At 44.8% G+C, this 18,745-nt stretch carries 16 protein-coding genes and 2 pseudogenes; 6 read left to right on the forward strand and 12 right to left on the reverse strand.

From position 1 onward, the window contains the following. Window positions 1-241: 241 nt before the first annotated feature. Window positions 242-1,237 carry an LLM class flavin-dependent oxidoreductase gene (locus M1D69_RS19540; protein WP_458105125.1) on the forward strand — a complete coding sequence of 332 codons (996 nt, stop codon included), beginning with the start codon at window positions 242-244 and terminating at the stop codon, window positions 1,235-1,237. A 40-nt stretch (window positions 1,238-1,277) separates the two neighbouring features. Here the strand turns inward: M1D69_RS19540 and znuB are convergent, their stop codons facing one another. From znuB to M1D69_RS19570, 6 genes and pseudogenes are all read right to left on the reverse strand, one after another. Further along, a complete protein-coding gene (gene znuB / locus M1D69_RS19545) occupies window positions 1,278-2,120 on the reverse strand; it encodes a zinc ABC transporter permease ZnuB (RefSeq protein WP_044162037.1) in 843 nt (280 codons plus the stop codon). Continuing rightward, complete coding sequence (gene znuC, locus M1D69_RS19550) at window positions 2,078-2,773, reverse strand: zinc ABC transporter ATP-binding protein ZnuC (protein ID WP_024120122.1); 696 nt, start codon at window positions 2,771-2,773, stop codon at window positions 2,078-2,080. The genes znuB and znuC overlap by 43 nt, the downstream gene beginning before the upstream one ends. A gap of 57 nt (window positions 2,774-2,830) precedes the next feature. Beyond that, window positions 2,831-3,793, reverse strand: a complete 963-nt coding sequence (locus M1D69_RS19555; protein WP_283912774.1) for a metal ABC transporter substrate-binding protein — start codon at window positions 3,791-3,793, stop codon at window positions 2,831-2,833. A 192-nt stretch (window positions 3,794-3,985) separates the two neighbouring features. Further along, window positions 3,986-5,673: pseudogene (locus tag M1D69_RS19560) on the reverse strand (glycoside hydrolase family 13 protein). Window positions 5,674-5,699: 26 nt separating this feature from the next. Beyond that, window positions 5,700-6,476: an SDR family oxidoreductase gene (locus tag M1D69_RS19565; RefSeq protein WP_059292016.1), complete on the reverse strand. Its 777-nt coding sequence runs from the start codon at window positions 6,474-6,476 to the stop codon at window positions 5,700-5,702. Between the two features lie 111 nt (window positions 6,477-6,587). Continuing rightward, complete coding sequence (locus tag M1D69_RS19570; protein WP_458105124.1) at window positions 6,588-7,709, reverse strand: response regulator aspartate phosphatase; 1,122 nt, start codon at window positions 7,707-7,709, stop codon at window positions 6,588-6,590. A gap of 120 nt (window positions 7,710-7,829) precedes the next feature. Here M1D69_RS19570 and M1D69_RS19575 point away from each other — a divergent pair, with 120 nt between their 5' ends. Beyond that, on the forward strand, window positions 7,830-8,333 hold the full coding sequence (locus M1D69_RS19575) for a M15 family metallopeptidase (protein ID WP_044162047.1): 504 nt from the start codon (window positions 7,830-7,832) through the stop codon (window positions 8,331-8,333). Window positions 8,334-8,338: 5 nt separating this feature from the next. Here M1D69_RS19575 and M1D69_RS19580 read toward each other — a convergent pair whose 3' ends face one another. Next, window positions 8,339-9,700, reverse strand: a complete 1,362-nt coding sequence (locus M1D69_RS19580) for a YcdB/YcdC domain-containing protein (protein ID WP_458105123.1) — start codon at window positions 9,698-9,700, stop codon at window positions 8,339-8,341. Between the two features lie 185 nt (window positions 9,701-9,885). After that, window positions 9,886-11,307, reverse strand: a complete 1,422-nt coding sequence (locus M1D69_RS19585; protein WP_458106104.1) for a YcdB/YcdC domain-containing protein — start codon at window positions 11,305-11,307, stop codon at window positions 9,886-9,888. A gap of 164 nt (window positions 11,308-11,471) precedes the next feature. Here M1D69_RS19585 and M1D69_RS19590 point away from each other — a divergent pair. Next, a pseudogene (locus tag M1D69_RS19590) lies at window positions 11,472-11,626 on the forward strand (hypothetical protein). Continuing rightward, on the forward strand, window positions 11,627-12,691 hold the full coding sequence (locus M1D69_RS19595; protein WP_458105122.1) for a DUF4352 domain-containing protein: 1,065 nt from the start codon (window positions 11,627-11,629) through the stop codon (window positions 12,689-12,691). A gap of 37 nt (window positions 12,692-12,728) precedes the next feature. On the opposite strand, the gene M1D69_RS19600 is transcribed toward M1D69_RS19595, so the two are convergent. The 3 genes from M1D69_RS19600 to natA form a co-directional block, all read right to left on the reverse strand. Then, window positions 12,729-13,661 carry an aldo/keto reductase gene (locus M1D69_RS19600; RefSeq protein WP_458105121.1) on the reverse strand — a complete coding sequence of 311 codons (933 nt, stop codon included), beginning with the start codon at window positions 13,659-13,661 and terminating at the stop codon, window positions 12,729-12,731. 135 nt (window positions 13,662-13,796) lie between these two features. Then, window positions 13,797-14,957, reverse strand: a complete 1,161-nt coding sequence (locus M1D69_RS19605; RefSeq protein WP_458105120.1) for an ABC transporter permease — start codon at window positions 14,955-14,957, stop codon at window positions 13,797-13,799. Next, the gene (natA, locus tag M1D69_RS19610) at window positions 14,958-15,698 is read right to left on the reverse strand and encodes a sodium ABC transporter ATP-binding protein NatA (protein ID WP_059292022.1); all 741 of its coding nucleotides are present in this window, start codon (window positions 15,696-15,698) and stop codon (window positions 14,958-14,960) included. It lies immediately after the preceding gene. A gap of 143 nt (window positions 15,699-15,841) precedes the next feature. Between natA and natR the strand changes: the two genes are divergently transcribed. Further along, window positions 15,842-16,543: a two-component system response regulator NatR gene (gene natR, locus M1D69_RS19615; RefSeq protein WP_199398558.1), complete on the forward strand. Its 702-nt coding sequence runs from the start codon at window positions 15,842-15,844 to the stop codon at window positions 16,541-16,543. Window positions 16,544-16,555: 12 nt separating this feature from the next. Then, complete coding sequence (locus tag M1D69_RS19620) at window positions 16,556-17,521, forward strand: sensor histidine kinase (RefSeq protein ID WP_458105119.1); 966 nt, start codon at window positions 16,556-16,558, stop codon at window positions 17,519-17,521. Between the two features lie 33 nt (window positions 17,522-17,554). Here the strand turns inward: M1D69_RS19620 and M1D69_RS19625 are convergent, their stop codons facing one another. Further along, window positions 17,555-18,634 (reverse strand): helix-turn-helix domain-containing protein, encoded by a 1,080-nt coding sequence (locus tag M1D69_RS19625; protein WP_458105118.1) that lies wholly within the window; start codon window positions 18,632-18,634, stop codon window positions 17,555-17,557. Window positions 18,635-18,745: the final 111 nt, after the last annotated feature.

Raw genomic sequence — 18,745 nt, forward strand, 5'->3', positions numbered from 1 at the left:
TTTACGTACAAACGTAACTTGAGTATGCCGTAAATTATTAATATATACGTTTTTTATTATATCAAAGTTTCGTAAAAGTTAAGAATAATTGACGAAAATCCTCGAAAAAAATCTCCCATATTTGATATATGTTTTGCAAATCATATGAATGGCGGATCTTAAACAAACCATTTGACGTGAGCGAGTCATTTTGCCTATTCTTGTATCACATTCTAAAAAGCAACGGAAAGGAAGCGGCCTTTTGATTCATTTAAGCATACTTGATCAGGCACCTGTTTCTAAAGGAGAAAGCCCCGTGACAACCCTTCAGCATTCGGTCGAGCTGGCCGGACGAAGTGAAGAATGGGGCTATAAGCGTTATTGGTTTGCCGAACACCACAGCACGAAAGGACTGGCAAGCACGGCACCGGAAATTATGATCGCCCGCATCGCGGCTCACACAAACAAGATTCGTGTCGGGTCTGGCGGTGTGCTTCTGCCTCAGTACAGCCCGTTTAAGGTGGCCGAGACCTTTCGCCAGCTTGAGGCCTTGTATCCGAACCGGATTGACCTTGGCCTCGGGCGTTCGCCGGGCGGAACGACGAAGACCCGGCTCGCACTAACCGACGGCATCAAAAAAAGCTTAACCGATTTTAACAGACAGCTTCAGGATGTCTCTTATTTTCTGACCGATTCGCTTCCCGCCGGGCATCCGTATGCCGGGATCAAAGCGGCGCCTCTTATTGACACAGTACCGGAGCTTTGGGTGCTTGGATTGGGGGAGAACAGCGCAAGGCGAGCGGCCCATCAGGGAATCGGATATGTGTTTGGACATTTTATCAACCCTGAACGAGGGGAAAGCGCGTTTCGGGTCTATCGTGAAAACTTTCAGCCATCAGCCCATTTCACATCTCCGGCCGCACTGTTTACGATCTTTGTCATTTGCGCAAAAACAGATGAAGAGGCAGAGGAGCTCGCGTTAAGCCAGGATTTGTGGCTTCTTCGCGTCGGGAAAGGCTTGGACAGCAGGGTGCCAAGCATTGAGGAAGCGAAAGCATACCACTATACTGAATCAGATAAAAACCAAATACGAGAAAACAGAAAGCGCATGGTCATCGGTTCTCCCATCACTGTAAAACAGCAGCTTCTAGAGCTGGCGGACCGATATGAAACAAATGAAATCATGGTTCTTTGCAATGTGTTTGATTTTGAGGCGAAAAAAGAATCATATGAACGTCTTGCCGGGTTATTTCTATAAAAAAAGCAGTTTTCCCCAAAGGAAAAACTGCTTTTTATTTTTATCTGCGCCCTTTTTTACGCTGGGTTTCTTTTTTGATAAACGTCCATATCCCCTGAACTGCAAATCCGATCAGGAGCAGAACAATTAACAGCAGGGTAATGGAAGGCCCTGGCGGTGTGCCAAGCTGATAAGATGATGTCAGTCCCATAAATACACTGAATAAGGAAATGAGTATAGCTGACATAAATACCATGTTAAAGCCTTTTGCGATTCTAATGGCGAAAGCTGCCGGCAATACGAGCAGTGCCGATACGAGCAGTACGCCGATAATCGGAATAATAACTGAGATCGCAAGACCAGTGACAATGCTGAATGACATCGACAAAATGTTTGTATTGATTCCGGACGTTTTGGCTGTCGCTTCATCAAATGTCAGCAGGTAGAGCGGCCTTTTCAGCACGATAAAATAAAGCAGGATCAACAATGTAATGATGCCGATAATATAGACCTGCTGCTGGTTAACCGTCACGAGCGACCCGAATAAGTACTGATCAATGCTCATATTGGCGGCGCCTTTCGAAAGGCTGATTAAAAACATCGCGAAGGACAAACCAGCCGCCATTAAGATGGCAATGGATACTTCCGAATATGTCCGATATGCCCGCCGCATGTATTCAATTCCGACCGCGCCGACGGTCACAACGACTATGCTCGCCGCGGTAATATTGGTGCTGAGGAAAAAGCCGATGGCAACACCCGACAGTGAAATATGCGAGAGTGTGTCAGCCATTAAGGCCTGCCTTCTAAGCACAAGATATACCCCTAAAATCGGGGCCATGATGGCGATCATGCCGCCTGCTAGAAAAGCTCGTCGCATGAATTCCAAGTCAAACATTTCCATCCGCCTTTTTCTCCTCTCTCTAATCGAATCACTTTATCTAAAAATTGCTGTACTTCATTTTGTTCATGAGTGACCATCACAACTGTGCGGTTGTGATTTTTCACCAAGTGGTGCATGAATTCGTAAAACCCTTTTCTGCTGTCATAATCAACCGCTGTCGTCGGTTCGTCCAGCATTAAGAGATCGGGATTGCTGGCAAGCATTCTGGCAATACAGATTTTCTGTTTCTGGCCGCCCGACAAGTCCCCGATTTTCCGATGGCGAAGCTCCCACATTTCCACCATTTTCAGGGCTTTTTCTACTTCGATATGATCTTCTTCATTCAAACGTTTAAACCATTTCCCTTTTGTGTACCGGCCGGATTGGACAAGCTCAAGCACGGTGCTCGGAAAACCTGCATTAAATGAAGAGATTTGCTGCGGGACATACCCTATAGTCAGACGTTTTCCTTCTGCATTCTTTTTACTGATTGTTACCTTGCCTTCCCACGGTTTCAGCATGCCGAGCATCACTTTGATCAGCGTTGATTTAGAAGCGCCGTTTGGACCTGTGATGCCGACAAACTCGCCGCTTTCAATATCAAGAGATACTTTATCCAACACAGGCGTGTGGGAATAGCCAAAAACGATATCTTTCAATGAGACGAGATTCATGTCAATCTTCCTTTCTCACAAAGAAATAGTGTGCACCCTCCGGCGCACACTATCTTTTTATTTATCCAATAGTGAATCTTTCAGGGCATCGAGGTTTTGCTTCATGATGTCGATGTACCCTATACCTTTATCCTGTTCTTCTTTGCTTAAGCCTTCCAGCGTATTCAGCACTTCTGTTTTCGCGCCGATTTCACTGGCCAGTGTATCTGCCACCTTGGAGGAGGCAATTTCTTCAAAATATATAATATTCACGTCATGCTCTTTGGCATACGTTTTCAGTTTTGCTAAGTCAGCTGCACTCGGCTCTTGTTCAGGAGAAAGCCCTGCAATCGGAACCTGAGTCAGGCCGTATTCTTTTGCCAAATAGCCAAAAGCTGTGTGCTGTGTGATAAATTCTTTCTTCGCCGCTTTTTTTACGGTTGTACGATATAGTTTATCAAGATCCTGCAGTTTTGCAATATATTCTTTACTATTTTTCTCATAGTATTCTTTGTTATCCGGGTCTTGCTTCACGATCTGCGCAGTAATATTTTCAACTTCCTTTTGCGCTAAAACAGGGCTGAGCCATACATGAGGGTCCATTTCATGGCTGTGTTCATGCTCTTCGTGATCTCCGTGTTCATGTTCGTGTTCTTCTTCAGAGCCCTCCATTAAATCGATGCCCTTGCTCGCATTTACGAAAACCGCATGATCTTGGCCCATGCTTTTTTCAGTTGAAGGAACCCAAGTTTCCATGTACTCGCTATTATAAACGAACAAATCTGCGTCCTGAATGCTTGCAATGTCCTTCGGCGTCGGCTCCCAGTCGTGCGGTTCGACAGAAGACGGAATTAAAAGATCCACATCGCCCTTATCTTTCACAATTTGTTTCGTAAATTCATACATCGGGTAGAACGTCGTGACAATGTGCAGTTTATCACTCTTTGAATCCGCTGACCCTTTTGTTGATGAGTTGCCGCATGCCGCGACCAATAAGAAGCACGCTGCAATCACAAACAAACCGCTCCATTTTTTAAACATAACGAATATCCCCTCTTTTTCACAATGACTTTAAATCAAAATGATAACGATTTTGTAATCCTTAATAATAATAAACCGAAGTCATTACGTTTTGCAAGATTAATTTTATGTTGACGCTATGTTTTTATTCTTCCCGCGTGCAGCGCGGATATATGTACTGAAAAACCCGGCAAACTGCGCCGGGCTGACTTCTTATTCTCTTGTGTTCAAAAGATATACTCTGCTCTCGTAAGGCTGAAACACCATTTCATCAGCAATATCACCGTTGTTTTTATAATTGCTGAGTAAAAGGGACGCCTGATCCTTGCTGCTGCACTCCGGCCATTGGAATACAGCCTGCTCTTTTGAAAAATTATTCACCGCCAAAAGCTTCTGCCGGCCGTTCTCTCTGACGTACACAAACAGCTGCTTATCATCAGGGAGCAAGAGATCGTAGCTTCCTTTTATGAGATCTGCATACTGCTTTCTCAGGCTGATCACCTTTTTGTAATAGGCTAAAATGGAATCGGGGTCGGCCTCCGCTTCCTCGGCATTGATGGATGTATAGTTCGGATTGACCTTCAGCCATGGCGTTCCGTCCGTGAATCCGGCATTCTTCCCGCTGCTCCATTGCATCGGCGTCCGGGCGTGATCCCGGCTTTTGGCCAAGATAGAAGTCATCACTTCTTCAGGATCATAGCCGTTCTCAAACACCCGTTTATGATACATATTAATCGTTTGGATATCTTTGTAGTCCTCAATTCTCGTAAACGGCGCGTTTGTCATGCCGATTTCTTCTCCTTGATAAATATACGGTGTTCCTTTCATAAAATAAAGGACAGTGGCAAGCATTTTCGCAGATTCTTTGCGATATCTCCCTTCATCTCCGAAACGGGAAACGATCCGCGGCTGGTCGTGGTTGCACCAAAACAGAGTATTCCAGCCTTTATGTTCAAGCGTCTTCTGCCACTTTGTTAATACAGATTTTAAATCAGAAAGCTCCAGGGGCTTCAGATCCCAATGTTCTTTTCCCGGCTGCTGGTCAAGCTCCATATGCTGAAAGTGAAAAATCATATTCAGTTCATGCTTATCAGTTCCCGTATATGTCAAGCCTTCCTCCGGTGTGACAGAGCCAACCTCGCCGACCGACATGACATCGTATTGTGAAAATACTTCGTCTGTCATCTCTTTTAAATAGTCATGGATGCGTTCGCCGTTCGGCTGGAAGGGTTTCGGTTCTGCACACTGATTGACGTAGTCCTCATATGAAGGAAGGAACTCTTTCTTTGAGATCAGATGAAGCTGGTCTATACGCAAGCCGTCGACCCCTTTATCGAGCTAAAACTTCATCATGTCACATACTGCTTGGCGAACGTCAGGGTTTTCCCAGTTTAAATCAGCTTGTTTGACGGCATTCATGTGCAAATAATATTCACCAGTGTGCTCCTCATATTGCCAAACCGGACGTCCGTAGTCTGACACCCAGTCTGTCGGCGGGCCATCTTCGGTTCCGGGGCGCCAAAAGTAATACCTGCGGTACTTGCTGTTTTTGTCCAGCTCCGCTTCTTTAAACCACGGATGCTCGACTGAGGTGTGATTGAGGACAAAATCCATGACAAGCTTTAAGCCGCGCTGATGCACCTCGTCAAGCAGATCATGAAAATCCTGCATCGTGCCGTAAGACTCCATAATCGTCTTATGGTCAGTCACATCATAACCGTAATCAACATTGGAGAAGGGTAGATGGGACATATCCAAATCACATCTGCCCCAAGCTCCTTTATGTAGTCCAGCCGGGAAATAATCCCCCGCAAATCCCCGATCCCATCTCCATTACTGTCCTGAAAACTTCTTGGATATATTTGATAAACGACTGCATCCTTCCACCAGTCTTTTTTCATCCCGCACTCCCCCCTGTTTTTTCTTTCTACTCGAGCTGAGACGGATAAAGTGTCATTCCTCCGTCTACAAACAATGTTGTGCCGGTGACGTAACTCGCTTCTCCCGATACGAGCCAAGCCGCTGCAGCAGCCACTTCTTCCGGTTTACCGAAGGCTTTCATCGGAATTTTTTTCAATTGCTTTTGTCTGTTTTCTTCTTTTTTCGTGTCGACGTTGGACTCTGTGGCGATGGTGCCCGGCGCTATCGCGTTGACGCGAATTCCCTTGTCTGCATAGTTAAGCGCCAGCGTTTCCGTCATCATCTTGATGCCGCCTTTCGAAGTTGAGTATTGAACATTGACTGGGCGCGGAATCTGCTGATGAACACTTGAGATATTGAGCACATTGCCTTTGATATTGTTCTTCATCATGTGATTGAGCGCGGCTTTTGCCCCCATAAATGTTCCCGTTACGTTTACATCAATGACCCTTTGCCAATCTTCAAGGTTCATCTCATGCGGCATGGCTTCTGTACCGTTGAATCCTGAATTGTTCACCATTACATCAAGCGTGCCAAAGTGTTCTAAAGCGGCATCCATCAGCGCCTGAATCCCTTCTTCCTTTGACACGTCCGCTTCGACTGTGACGGCTTTCCCTCCATTTTGCTTAATGATGTCCACTGTTTCATCGGCTCCTGACGGGTCATTGTGATAATTCACCACCACATTCATTTTCTCGTGCCCAAAACGTTCCGCTATGGCTTTCCCGATTCCTTTTGAAGAGCCTGTTACGATGGCTGTTTTGCCGATTAAATCTTTATACATAAATGATGTCCTCCTCTGATTTTCCATTGTGTATCTGGAAAATACCCCATTTTTCCGGGTTGAAAACAGCATAAAAAAAGCAGAGAACCTTTTTCGGTTCTCTGCCATCTCTTATTGGAAGCGCTGCTCGGCAAGTGTCTTTTTTATGTCCATCAGCCTGCGGTAAAAGAAAGCGGCGGACTCGTAATTTTGCTGCTGATTGAAGCGTTCTGCCGCGTCCAGCAGCAGCTCCTCTGCATCAGCGAGAAGCTGGCGGGATTCGAGAAGGTCAAAGCATTCTTCGAGTACCTTCCTGTCGCCGCTGCCAAGATAAAGCTCGTGAATAAGGCGGAATTTTGTTAAGTACATGTCATCCGCCCATTCTGCCGCGCTTTTTACCCCGTGTTGATACGTTTCTATTGCTTTGTCGTATTTTCCTTCTTTACAGTAGATATGTGTCAGTGAAAATACAGCTTGAACGGTCTGCTGAAATTTGTGCTCTTCGAAAATGGCGGCGGCCTTCTTGAAATAGCCCTCCGCTTCGCTAAGATCTCCCAAGCTGTACTTACAGTGGCCTACGTTATAATGAGCGGCGGCAATCATGTATGCTTCCTCAAGCTGTCTTGCATGATCCAAAGCGCTGCACAAGTGCTTGAGCGCCTTTTCATGATGGTAGACATCCGTCAAATTTCCGGCAATGATAAATTCACACTGCACGCGGCGGCGGCCGTACAGTTCGTATTTCGTATAGATATCAAGCGCCTGGCTTGCATAATTCATCGAAAAATACGTTTGTTTGATGTGATAATACACTTCTGCGACCTTAAAAAGAAATTCAGCTTTTTCAATCTCATCTTCCACATACTCCAGCTTTTCCTCGGCGTGCTTATAATGATTGATGGCTAAAATGAAATTTTTCTGCTTAAATTCGTACATCCCTCTGAAATAGTAAAAATAATATTCTAATAAGCCCGTCAGTTTTTGCTGATTGCTTTCAATTTCGTTCAGCATGTCAGAGAACGGAGGCTCGGTGTCGCTGTCTTTCACCGGCATCAGCTTGTCCAGCATGATCCGATGCCGAAATTCCATCAAAGAAAAATATAATAGCAAATCCTGATTTTCTTCCATGTCTTCTAATTCGTACTCGATCTCCTGCTTTAACGCTTCCGCTTTAACTGCTTCAAACGCACGAATGTGTTTGTACCATTCGTTTAGTTTTACCGCCACTTCTTCAGATGGAATCTTTGCTCTCATTGTTCTGCCTCCTTCCTCCTGCTACTATTTATGTTATATTTTATCATAGCTATTCTCTTTTAGAGAGAGTCAATGGCTTAAAACATAACATTCAGCACCTCATGAGAAAGTGAGATCGATATGAAATTAATAGCAAAAACATCCTTCATCTTATGCCTCCTGTTTGTGGCAGACCTTTGTTTTTCATATGTGCGGCACGCATGGCACGCTCAAACCGCCCTTCAGGACAGGCCTGTTCCGTCTGCTCTTGATCCGATTGTGAAGCAGAACGCCGATACCCTCAAGGCGGCCGCTGCGAATAAAGGCATCTCAATCGTGATTACCGAAGGATTCAGATCCTTCAAGGAACAAGACGAATTATATAAGCAAGGACGTACAAAAAAAGGGAATATTGTCACCTATGCAAAAGGAGGGGAATCGTATCATAACTATGGTTTGGCGATTGATTTCGCTCTTCAGAAAAAGGATGGAAGCATCTTATGGGATATGGATTACGACGGCAATCAAAACGGGAAATCAGATTGGCTGGAGGTCGTCACCATCGCTAAAAAACTCGGATTTGAGTGGGGCGGGGATTGGGAACGGTTCAAGGATTACCCTCACTTGCAGATGATTCCTGACTAGACACCTCACAGCCTCTTCTTTTTTCTTTTATGCGCGTCAATATATGAAGGATAAATCGGCTTATACACAAGCTTATAATGCTGATGGCTGCCTGCTGAAAAATCAGGCTGCCACTCCAGCTTCACATCAAAAGCAGATAAAAATGCTTCTCTCGCTTCGTCAGCTGAAACATCCGGTTTGTGGTTGATTGTTTCTAATTGCTCTGGGTCTATATCCGGAGCCATAAAAGCGTCAATTTTTCCGGTTTCCGGGTTGACGATAATGCGGGCAGCGCCGAACCGCAACGGTATTCCTTTATACCAGACAGAAAAATGATTACGGACCCTGCCTCTTTCGTCGATTCGGATTGGGTTAACTCTGAAAAACTCATCAGCTCTCGGATAGAGCGCGTACAAAAACTGAAGCGCTGTCTCTTGGCATTCTTCCATTGAGTAATGTGCAGAACCCTGCTGTTCCATAAAAGAAATAGCTGCTTTTAATTTTCCTGTTTTTTTATCAGTCTTCATCTTGATTGTATTTTTATTTCTCGCTGCAAAATAGCTTCCTATGCTTAAATCCTTTCGCTCCGGCGCACTGCCTTTGCGCCAAGTGCTTCCAAGTTCCTCTCCGAAGTCCTTTTCACCGACTTTTTTCATATCAGGGGTAAATCCCAGCATTCCATATATATCGGTTTCTTCTATTTTTTCATGCGGCGGGAGAGGCGCCCCGTTTTCCGTTCTTTCATCCGATATATGCTGGTCAGGCACGATTTCATCTACATCCGCTGGATAGCTGTAACCCGGCAAAATCGGTTCATAGACGAGTCTGGGCGACTGTTCATCATCAATGATGTCATACATGAGCCGTAAAGACATGGTATTGACGTAATGGGAAACGACCTTCTCTTTCTCTACGAATTCCTTTGGGTTGTCGGCTTTGTTCCCTTCTCCGTAATATAAAAAATGGACAATCTGTCCGCTGCGGGTGATATCTATTAAAAATCCTGAATTAGGAAGCGAGAGGCCCAGCTGTTTTTTTGTATAAACAAACCGGATGTGATGCCCTCGTTCTTCCTTGGCTTGAAATTGAAATTTCATAAATGTGGCCGGATGGTGGGCTGCGGCAAACTGAAGAGCTGTCAGCTTCAGCTCGGCATCTGGGAGCTTTTTGTCCTGCTCGAGGCCGGCGGCTGTTGAAAATGTGAGCAAAGCGCCGTCATTCGAGAGTTCTACGATAATTTGCTTTTCCGGATCTTCGGGGTCCTTCCAAATGAAGTATGCATGCCCCTTCTTCTTTTGTTTTTGAGCATAATCTTCGATCTCAAGCTCATAATGCGGCGGTACATTTCCGATCTCTTGCGCCTTCTTTTTCAGCTGTTTGTTTACCAATGAAGTCATCCTTTCAAAGAGTCTACGACAAAGAGAACCTTGTTTATTATATAAAAAGACCCTTCTTCTTTGAAAGTGAAGAAAGGTCCTTTTCTATTAAGGGAACTGGGTTTCCATATTCTTTCTATTACTTTTTTCATACATCAGCCAGTACACACGCCGGAAATGTGTGACTTTTGACTGTTTTAGAATGCACTTATGACAGCCTCACCAGTATGGGCATCAATCAATCTCGGATATACCGGCTTGTAGACGAGCCGGTAGCTGTATTCTTCATCTTCTTTGTATTCTCTCTCCCAGCCAAGCTCCACTTTAAAATGGCGCCAAAAGATGGACTTGGCTTGTTCCGGTGAAATGGATGGAACAGGGTCAATAGCTTGGAGCACTTCAGGGTCAATGTCCGGTCCCATGTAAACGGTAATAAGTCCTGTCTGGCGGCTGACGCAGATTTTGACCTGCCCAAACCGAAGCGGAACTCCGTTACAGTGCACGTCAAACGTAAAGACGGCTGACGACCTTTCTTCATCCTGTTCATCGTATTTGATCTTAAAATATTGTTCAGCATTCGGAAACAACGCAAACAGAAAACGAATGGCGATTTTTTCGCACTCTTCCTCACTTACGGTATACGGCCCTTTTTCGTCTATAAACGACATAACACCTTCAAGTTTTCCGGTTTCTTTGTTATGGATGGTTTTCAGCACTTGGTGAATCCGTCCTCTTAACCAGCTGTCCATGCTTTTATCCGCCGGCTGATACACAGGATTATCCGGATTCCGCCAGACGACCCCGATTCTCCCATCCCCTAGATCCGTTTCCCGCTCTTTGACTAAGCCTTTTTCGACCCCGATCATGCTGCCAGGATCGGCCTTTTCGTGAATGCCCTCGAATAAAGGGAGAGGAAAGCTTTCCCGCTCCCTGTAATCGTCATCATCAAATTCTTTTTCTTCTCGAACCAAATCAGCAGGCACGGTAATGGCCCTACATTCAGGCTCATACACCAAATGCGGCTGATCGTCCCCGTTTTTGTAAACAGAACGATGAAGGATCTCAAACAGGAGAGTGACATCTACATCTTTCTTGAAATAAGCCAGTGCTTCTTTTTCATTTGCGACCTGTTCCGGCTTGATTATATTGCACGCTTTCCCGTAATACTGAAAATACACCACCTCCCCTGATAAGGAGACATCAGCCATAAATCCGCTCATAGGAAGCGGCAGCCCGTCTTCCATTTGAACATATGAAAACCTTACTTTATCATCATACGCCTCATCATTTTCTTTACGGACAAACGCAGACGGAGCTTCAGGATAATGAGAATTCACGAACTGAATCAAGATATCCTCTATTTGGTCTTCGGACAGCTTCTCATCGCTTTCAAGCTCAATATCACGAGAAAGCCCTTCCAGCTGTCCGTCCGGTCCAAGCTCTACGACGATCCCTTTGTGTTCATCCTGCGGATCTATCCAGCAAAAATACGACCTTTTCCGTTCATCACCATAATCTTCAATTTCCAGCTTTAAGTGTGTCGGCACACGGCCGATTTCCAGTGCTTTTTGTTTCAATTCCTCTTTTTTCACCAAGGCGGCCCCCTTCTTCGTTCGAATGTCACTCTTCGAATGATCACAAAGTAATAGTCTAATATACACAAATTTCTGTGTTTTCCAGTTTTACCAGAACATTTTTCACCAAAAATAGTATGATGAACCTATTCAATATAAAAGCCAATAATCTTAAAATTAATTCCGTTGCAACTTTTTATAGGTCATCAATCGCAAAGAAGGACGGAGTTTCCAGAAATATGGGTAAAACCGTGAGAAAAGAACCGATTTTTTTGGCTGCATGATGTCAATCCATTCAAAAAGATCCAATTCTCAAAGACAAAAGACTCCCCCTTTCCTAAAACCATTTGAGGAGGAAAAATGAATGTTTCAGAAAAAAACGTACGCTGTTTTCCTTGTTCTCCTGCTGATGCTGTTTACAGCTGCTTGTTCCGGAAGTAAAACAAGCGCGGAGAAGAAAAATTCAGAAACAGAAAAAAGCGCAGATATAGCTCAAGTTAAGATCAAAGATGTCTCTTATACACTTCCGTCTCAGTATGATAAGTCAACTTCAGATGATCAGCTCGTGTTAAAGGTAAATGTCGCTGTGAAAAACACAGGGAAAGAACCGCTTAATGTAGACAATATGGATTTCACTTTGTACCAGGGTGATACCAAAATGTCTGACACAGATCCTGAAGACTATAACGAAAAGCTGCAGGGCAGCACGATTAACGCTGACAAATCCGTTGAAGGAAATCTTTTCTTCGTTGTAGATAAAGGCGAAAAATACGAGCTGAATTATACGCCGGAATCTTACGGTGATAAGAAGCCAAAATCAGTTACATTCAAAATTGATGGAAAAGACAAAAAAATCCTTGCGACAGCAGATCAGCTCCAAGACTCTGCGAAAGCTTTATCGGCATATATAGATGTCCTTCTTTTCGGTAAAGATAACAAAGATTTTGAAAAAATCACCGGCGCTAACAAAAATGAGATTGTGAACGACTTTAACGAGTCAGCAAAAGACGGCTACCTCTCAGCTTCAGGCCTTTCAAGCACATATGCGGACAGCAAAGCGCTTGATAATATCGTGAACGGCATTAAAGCGGGATTAAGCAAAAACTCATCGATTCAAGCGAAAACAACTTCAATCTCTAAAGATGAAGCCATTGTTGAAGCCACAGTTAAACCTGTAGATGCGTCTTCTCTTTCAGACCGCATCGAAGACAAAGTGAAAGACTACTACAGCAAAAATTCTAATGCCAGCTATGAAGAAGCTGTGAAATACGCGCTTCAAGTATATCCTGAGGAATTCAAAAAGCTCGGACCGGCTTCATCTGAAAAAACAGTTGAAGTGAAAATGAAGAAAAATAACATCGATCAATGGCAGCTTGATATGGACGATTACAGAGCAGCAGAATTAGTTGAAGCATTCATTAAAGAATAAACATCAAAAGGAAATAGCCCCAATGCTATTTCCTTTTTTATTTAAAAATCTCGCTGATGAAATCTGCTTCATCATCCGTCAGTTCAACATCTAAGGTTTTCAGGTTAGCCTTCAGCTGTTCCGGGCGCTTAGCACCTGGAATAATGGCGTCTACAGCCGGTCTCGTTAACAGCCACGCCAAGGCGACATGAGCCGTTTCCACATTCTTTTCCTCAGCTGCCGCTTTGAGCTTGTCCACTTTTTTCAGGTTTTGAATAAAGGTGTCTCCCTGGAATTGCGGCTTGTCCTTTCGAATGTCGTCAAAGGCATCATCTTTTGTAAACTTTCCGGTCAGCAGCCCGGATGCAAGCGGGAAGTACGGAATAAAGGAAATCCCGTGTTTTTCACAGTATGGGAGCAGCTCCTTCTCAGCATCACGCTGAATTAAAGAGTATTCTGATTGAAAGACCTCCAAGTACCCGTCCGCATTACATTCCTGCAATTGCTGATAATTCAGATTCGAAGCCCCGATGGCTTTGATTTTCCCTTCATCCTTCAGTTCCTTCAGCGTGCCCGCGACTTCCGCAAGAGGTGTCTTGCCATCCGGAAAATGAACATAATACAGATCGATGTAATCTGTCTTCAGCCGCTTCAGGCTCTTTTCCACCTCGCCGCGAAGAAAGTCCCGGCTGTTGTCTAATTCAATGCTGCCGTTTACTTCTTTATGGGCTCCTTTAGAGGCGATAATGAGCTGGTCCCGGACACCGCGTTCCTGAACGACCTCACCGATTAATTCTTCGGATCGCCCCAATCCATATATAAAGGCGGTATCGATAAAGTTCACGCCGCCGTCCAATGCCGTGCGAACCAAGTCCTTGCCAGTTTCATCATTCAGATTCGGAAACAGATTATGCCCGCCGACCGCATTTGCGCCGAATCCGATCCGTTTCACCTGTAAATTCGTTTGTCCAAGTGCACGTGTTCGATCCATTGTCCCTTCTCCTTCCGAAATGATTGGATGAAAAATAGCGCAGGTTCCACTTTCTGTATTAGATATCCTTTTTCTATTTTCCTTCTTTTTTCAGCATACACAAAAAGGAGAAAGTGTATTTCTCCTTTTGCAAGTTTATTTTGGCAGAACCCATTTGTCTTTCAAGAAGCAGGCTCTGGCCAGTAAAAAGAAAATGGCGATGAGCACGATGATGGTTCCGCACGTGTATAGAATGGCAGGCGGATTTATCATCCCGAATAACAGCTGTTTAAATAAGGCGTGCAGGTTTAGGAACGGAATAAGAAAGTAGGATAGATCGATTTGATTCGGCGCCTTATTGAAGATGAAAAACATCGGGAATATAGGCAGAAAGACGACAAGAGACATATAGCTCTGCGCTTCTTTTACCGTGCCGGAAATGATGCTGATCATAAGCTCCATTGCGGCAATCAGCATTGCAGAAAGCACGATGATCAAGGCTGAAGCTCCGATAATGACCCATAAGTGATCTCCCAGCTGAAAGGCTGTTCTTAACTTTTCCGTAAATAAGACGGTGCACAGAATCAGAAAGATCAGTGACAATACGCCAGAGGCTATCCCGAAGGTAGAAACCGCAAGCCACTTGCCGACTAACACTTTGTTTCTGCTGACCGGGGTTAACAGCAGCGCTTCTATGGATTTCCGGTCCTTTTCTCCGGCAATAATATCAAGAGCGATCGGCATGGCACCGGAAACGATTGATGTTAAAAGCAGCATCGGAAGAATGGCGGAAAGCATGATCGCGGAAACGCCTTGCTCTTCATCTGCTTCTTTTTGCTGAACCGAAAACGGCTGGATCACCGAGTGGTCAATATGTTTACTCGTTAAACGTTCTTGCACAATTTCATTTTTGTACTGCTCTAAGGCAGATTGCACAAGCTGCATAGCATTTGATGAACCTTGATCGACCGAGCTGCCGTAAACGTCAACCTCAAAAGATGTCATACTGGTGATATAAGAATCAAACTCTTTCGGGACGTTCAGATACACATCCGCTTTGCCGTCATCGACGGCCTGTTCAGGTTTTGCGAATGTCTTTACACGGATTTCGTCAATCGCATTCAGCTTATGATCCAGCTCAGACGGCAGGGACTTGCCGACAGCGATCGTGTACTGCTCCCCTTTGTCCGACAGCATACTTTCGTAGAAAAACACAAGGCCCAGCATCGTAATCATCGGAACCAATATCGTCAGTAAAATTGTTTTTCTGTCCCGTAAAGCGTCGATCATCTCTTTTTTATAAATCTGTCCTACCATTTATGAAATCCCCCTGACCAGCTTAGACATAAAGATGTAGTTCAAATCGTCGCTGCGTTCGCTCTCGTATAGTGTTTCAAGTGCTCCTCTGTAAATGACCTCTCCGCTGTGCATCATAATGACACTGTCACAGAGCGCCTGTACCTCCTCCATAATGTGGCTGGAGAACAGGATGGTTTTGTGTTCTCTTTTCAGCTGCTGAATAAATTCACGGAAGATATTGCTTGACGTAATATCTAGTCCTGTCGTCGGCTCGTCAAATAAAATGATATCCGGATCGTGAATCAGCGCCCTGGCAATGGCGACTTTCTGCCTCATTCCTTTTGAAAACCCGCCCACTCTCCGGTCCATATAATCACGCATGCCGAACCGTTTTGATAAATCTTCAATTCTCGCTTTGATTTCGTGGCGGTTCAGCCCGTACAGCCGGCCAAAGTACTGTAAATTTTCTTTTGCAGTCATCCGGTCATAGAGTCCTGTTTCTCCGCCAAATAAGACGCCGATTCGTTTCTTGACCTCCGCCGGCTGCTTGGCCGTGTCAAAGCCGTCTACTGCGATCGTGCCCTGTGTCGGTTCAAGCAGGGTTGCGATCATTCTCAGCATCGTTGTTTTGCCGGCTCCGTTTTCTCCGAGAATGCCGACGACTTCTCCTTTTTGAATCGTTAAGCTTACATCACGCACAGCTTTGACTACTTTTTTCTTATCTGTAAACCTGCGGCTGCAATCCGTCAGTGTAATCATGTCACAATCTCCCTTTTCGTTATTTCTAGTAATGACTATATACGAAAAGCTGGATTTGTTGGATAAAGTTGTCGCGAAGAGTTCTTTTTATGTCGCGAAATGGGATAAAATAAAGATGATTCTATTTAACTAGGGGAATGATAATGGTAAAAGTCGGACTAGTCGATGATTATCGAGTAGATTTAGAGAAGCTGGAAGCAATCGTGTCCAGAATGCAGGATGTCGAAATTGTCTTTGCCGCCGATTCGGCGGAGGAAGCTTACAGCCGGGTGAAGAACGGGGACATTGATCTTCTGCTTGCCGATATTGAGATGCCTCACATGTCAGGCTACGAGCTGGCGGATTTAATCAGATCTCATTCGCTGGATGTGGATGTGATTTTCGTCACCGGCAACAGCGGCTATGCGGTTCACGCATTTGATCTGAACGTCCACGACTATATTATGAAGCCGTACCACGCCGATCGTCTCAGCTCTTCCTTCGAACGTTATTTCAAAAAGAAAACGGAAACGAGCTTAAACGGGCGGATTTTGATTAAACAAAAATCTAAAATGCATGTGCTGCAAAAGAAGGATATCATTTTCGCCGAACGCACAGGACGGTCGACGACGATTGTGACAACAGCTGAAGAAGTGCAAACGTATCAAACATTAAACGATATTAAAGGCGATCTGCCGGAGAAAGATTTTCTTCGTTCGCACCGCTCCTTTATTATCAACATTCATTACATTAAGCATTTTTCCGCTTATACGAAGCATTCGTTTACGGTTTCGTTTGAGGGAACATCTAAAAAAGCGATGATTACCAAACAGCAGCTTGATTATTTTCAAAACTATTATTTTTGAGGAGCGCAGGTTGTGATAACTCTGTTTCAATGTCTTTATTTGTTTTTATTCAGTTTCCTATTTTATCAGTCGGCTGCCATTCTATCGCACAGCACAGCCGTTTCTTGGCTCGCCGCTGCTTTAGGCGCGGCGGCAGCGGTTTTATACATATGGAAAACGAAGCATATGCGGGATCACTGTCCGCTTCAACTCTATTCATGTATCGCCGTGATTCACATTCTGTCGGCGGCGTTTTTGCTGATCGCACCCTCTGGATTGGCGGTGCTGCTTGTGATTGTGATATTCGCAACGTGTGAATGGCTCCGCATCGGGCTGTGCCGCTCGCTGACAAAGCTTTTTGAACAAATCGATCGGCTGACTCAGGCTGAACAGCACGCCAATCGAATGCTGATGGATGTCAGGAGCCGGAATCACGATATAATGAAGCATATCACAGCGCTCAGCTCGGCGCTGTCAGAGCCGGACACACAAACATACATAAAACATTGGGCGGGCCAGTACAGTCAATATGACCGGTTTTTAAAAGGAGAGAGTGCGTACATTGCAGGAGTGCTGTATGACTTTCTGGAAAAAGCAAACGCTTCGAATGTGAACGTTTCACTGCATTTGCATACGCCGCTTTCTGCCCTCCCTTTCTCTCCCGCTGATCAGGTCAGCCTGGCCGGCAACATATTAGAAAATGCGCTCGACAGCGCTGCAGAGGCCCCTGAGAAAGCGGAGATCAAGCTGGAGACATCACTGCGAAGCGGGCTTTATGTGCTGATTTGTGAAAATACGACACCCGGCATGGAACCGAAAGTGCTCGATACACTGTATCAGTCATTCGGCTATACGACGAAAAGCGGCACTCATGAAGGAATCGGCACCTATGTGATCCAAAAGCTGGTGAACCAAGCTTTTGGCAAGCTTGATTTCACATATCGCCATCCTGTCTTCCGATTAGAAATCAAAATTCCGTTCCAAAATAAAAAACCTTGAAAAGCTTGGCTTTTCAAGGTTTTTTGTTCGTCATTAAGATGTTAATGATTGTGCAAAGCGATCCGCTTCATCTTGAAGCGTGCTTTCAATTTCTTTGTAGCGGCTTGAAATCGTTGATGCGCTTACGCCGTATTTTTTCGCCAGTTTGGCTTGGGAAACAGTTGCGCCGTTAAGTGAGATTGCATTCACATAATATTCAACTGCCGCCGCAAAAGCTTCCGGCTTTCTGATGACAGGTGATTTTTTCTCGCAGAACGATTTCCAAATGTCAATGACTGCCGGAATCAGCTCATTCGGATATTCATCTCCGCTCATGCCTTTTTCGATCGCCGCGGCTGTTTCTTTCTCCATGTCGTTTGCCCACTCAACGCTGCTTTCTTGAACAGGCTCCGCTTGCTGCGGCTGTTCATCTTTTTCAGCTAACAGCGCGAAAAGCACGTTGTTGAACTCCTGCTTCATGAAGTCCTCCGGCGTTTTGCCGTTTTTCACTGCAGCATCCGCATATGTCTTCACCTTGCTGATCAGTTCTTCCGTTTTCTTCACTGGGAAGATTGTGAACTGCATGAAGAATTCCGCTTTTTCCGCTTCGTGAATCGGATAGCCGAGAATCAAGCTTCCCACTGGAGGGAGGTCTTGACTTGTGACGTCCATTTCCACGTTGAATTGTTTTTTCGTAATAACATCTTCAAAATGAACAACTGCTTCTTTCATATCCTTCAGCAGCAATAAAGCAGGCGTCATGCTCTTCCAAGATTCAACGATCTCACGTGTTTTCGGGCGGGTGATCGAATCGCCTTTTTTCTGAAGGTACTCTTCAAAGATCGTTTTGTCACCAGCGAGCGGGTGGAAGAAGATTCCCCAGACTCCTAAATTAAATACACTAATGTCCTTTGTCTGCCTGTCCATAGTAGAAAGAAAATCATGCTGGTTGATAAAACCTGAAATGCTTTCTCTATGTACTGTGAAGGCATACTCCACTAAGTCTTCCTGAATTTGTTTTGCTTCTTTTGCCGCTAATTCTGTCGGGAAGTCGACAACTTTATTTCCGCAGCATTTTTTATATTTCTTACCGCTGCCGCATGGGCAAGGGGCATTTCTTTTCACTTTTCCCACAATAAACCCTCCGAATTCTGTTGTAACTTTTCTATTTTAACAAAAATAACTTCTGAGGGCTTGGTTTCGGGCTAAAAAAGAATTTGGTAATGTGACAGCCTGGTTCACTAT

This window comes from Bacillus sp. PK3-037 (assembly GCF_054161355.1).

Excerpts from the sequence above, each read along its gene's own strand:
- M1D69_RS19570 (WP_458105124.1), bottom strand. The coding sequence starts at position 7,709 with ATGAGAGCAAAGATTCCATCTGAAGAAGTGGCGGTAAAACTAAACGAA.
- znuB (WP_044162037.1), bottom strand. The coding sequence starts at position 2,120 with ATGGAAATGTTTGACTTGGAATTCATGCGACGAGCTTTTCTAGCAGGC.
- M1D69_RS19595 (WP_458105122.1), top strand. The coding sequence starts at position 11,627 with ATGTTTCAGAAAAAAACGTACGCTGTTTTCCTTGTTCTCCTGCTGATG.
- znuC (WP_024120122.1), bottom strand. The coding sequence starts at position 2,773 with ATGAATCTCGTCTCATTGAAAGATATCGTTTTTGGCTATTCCCACACG.
- M1D69_RS19575 (WP_044162047.1), top strand. The coding sequence starts at position 7,830 with ATGAAATTAATAGCAAAAACATCCTTCATCTTATGCCTCCTGTTTGTG.
- M1D69_RS19600 (WP_458105121.1), bottom strand. The coding sequence starts at position 13,661 with ATGGATCGAACACGTGCACTTGGACAAACGAATTTACAGGTGAAACGG.
- natA (WP_059292022.1), bottom strand. The coding sequence starts at position 15,698 with ATGATTACACTGACGGATTGCAGCCGCAGGTTTACAGATAAGAAAAAA.
- M1D69_RS19605 (WP_458105120.1), bottom strand. The coding sequence starts at position 14,957 with ATGGTAGGACAGATTTATAAAAAAGAGATGATCGACGCTTTACGGGAC.
- natR (WP_199398558.1), top strand. The coding sequence starts at position 15,842 with ATGGTAAAAGTCGGACTAGTCGATGATTATCGAGTAGATTTAGAGAAG.
- M1D69_RS19555 (WP_283912774.1), bottom strand. The coding sequence starts at position 3,793 with ATGTTTAAAAAATGGAGCGGTTTGTTTGTGATTGCAGCGTGCTTCTTA.
- M1D69_RS19565 (WP_059292016.1), bottom strand. The coding sequence starts at position 6,476 with ATGTATAAAGATTTAATCGGCAAAACAGCCATCGTAACAGGCTCTTCA.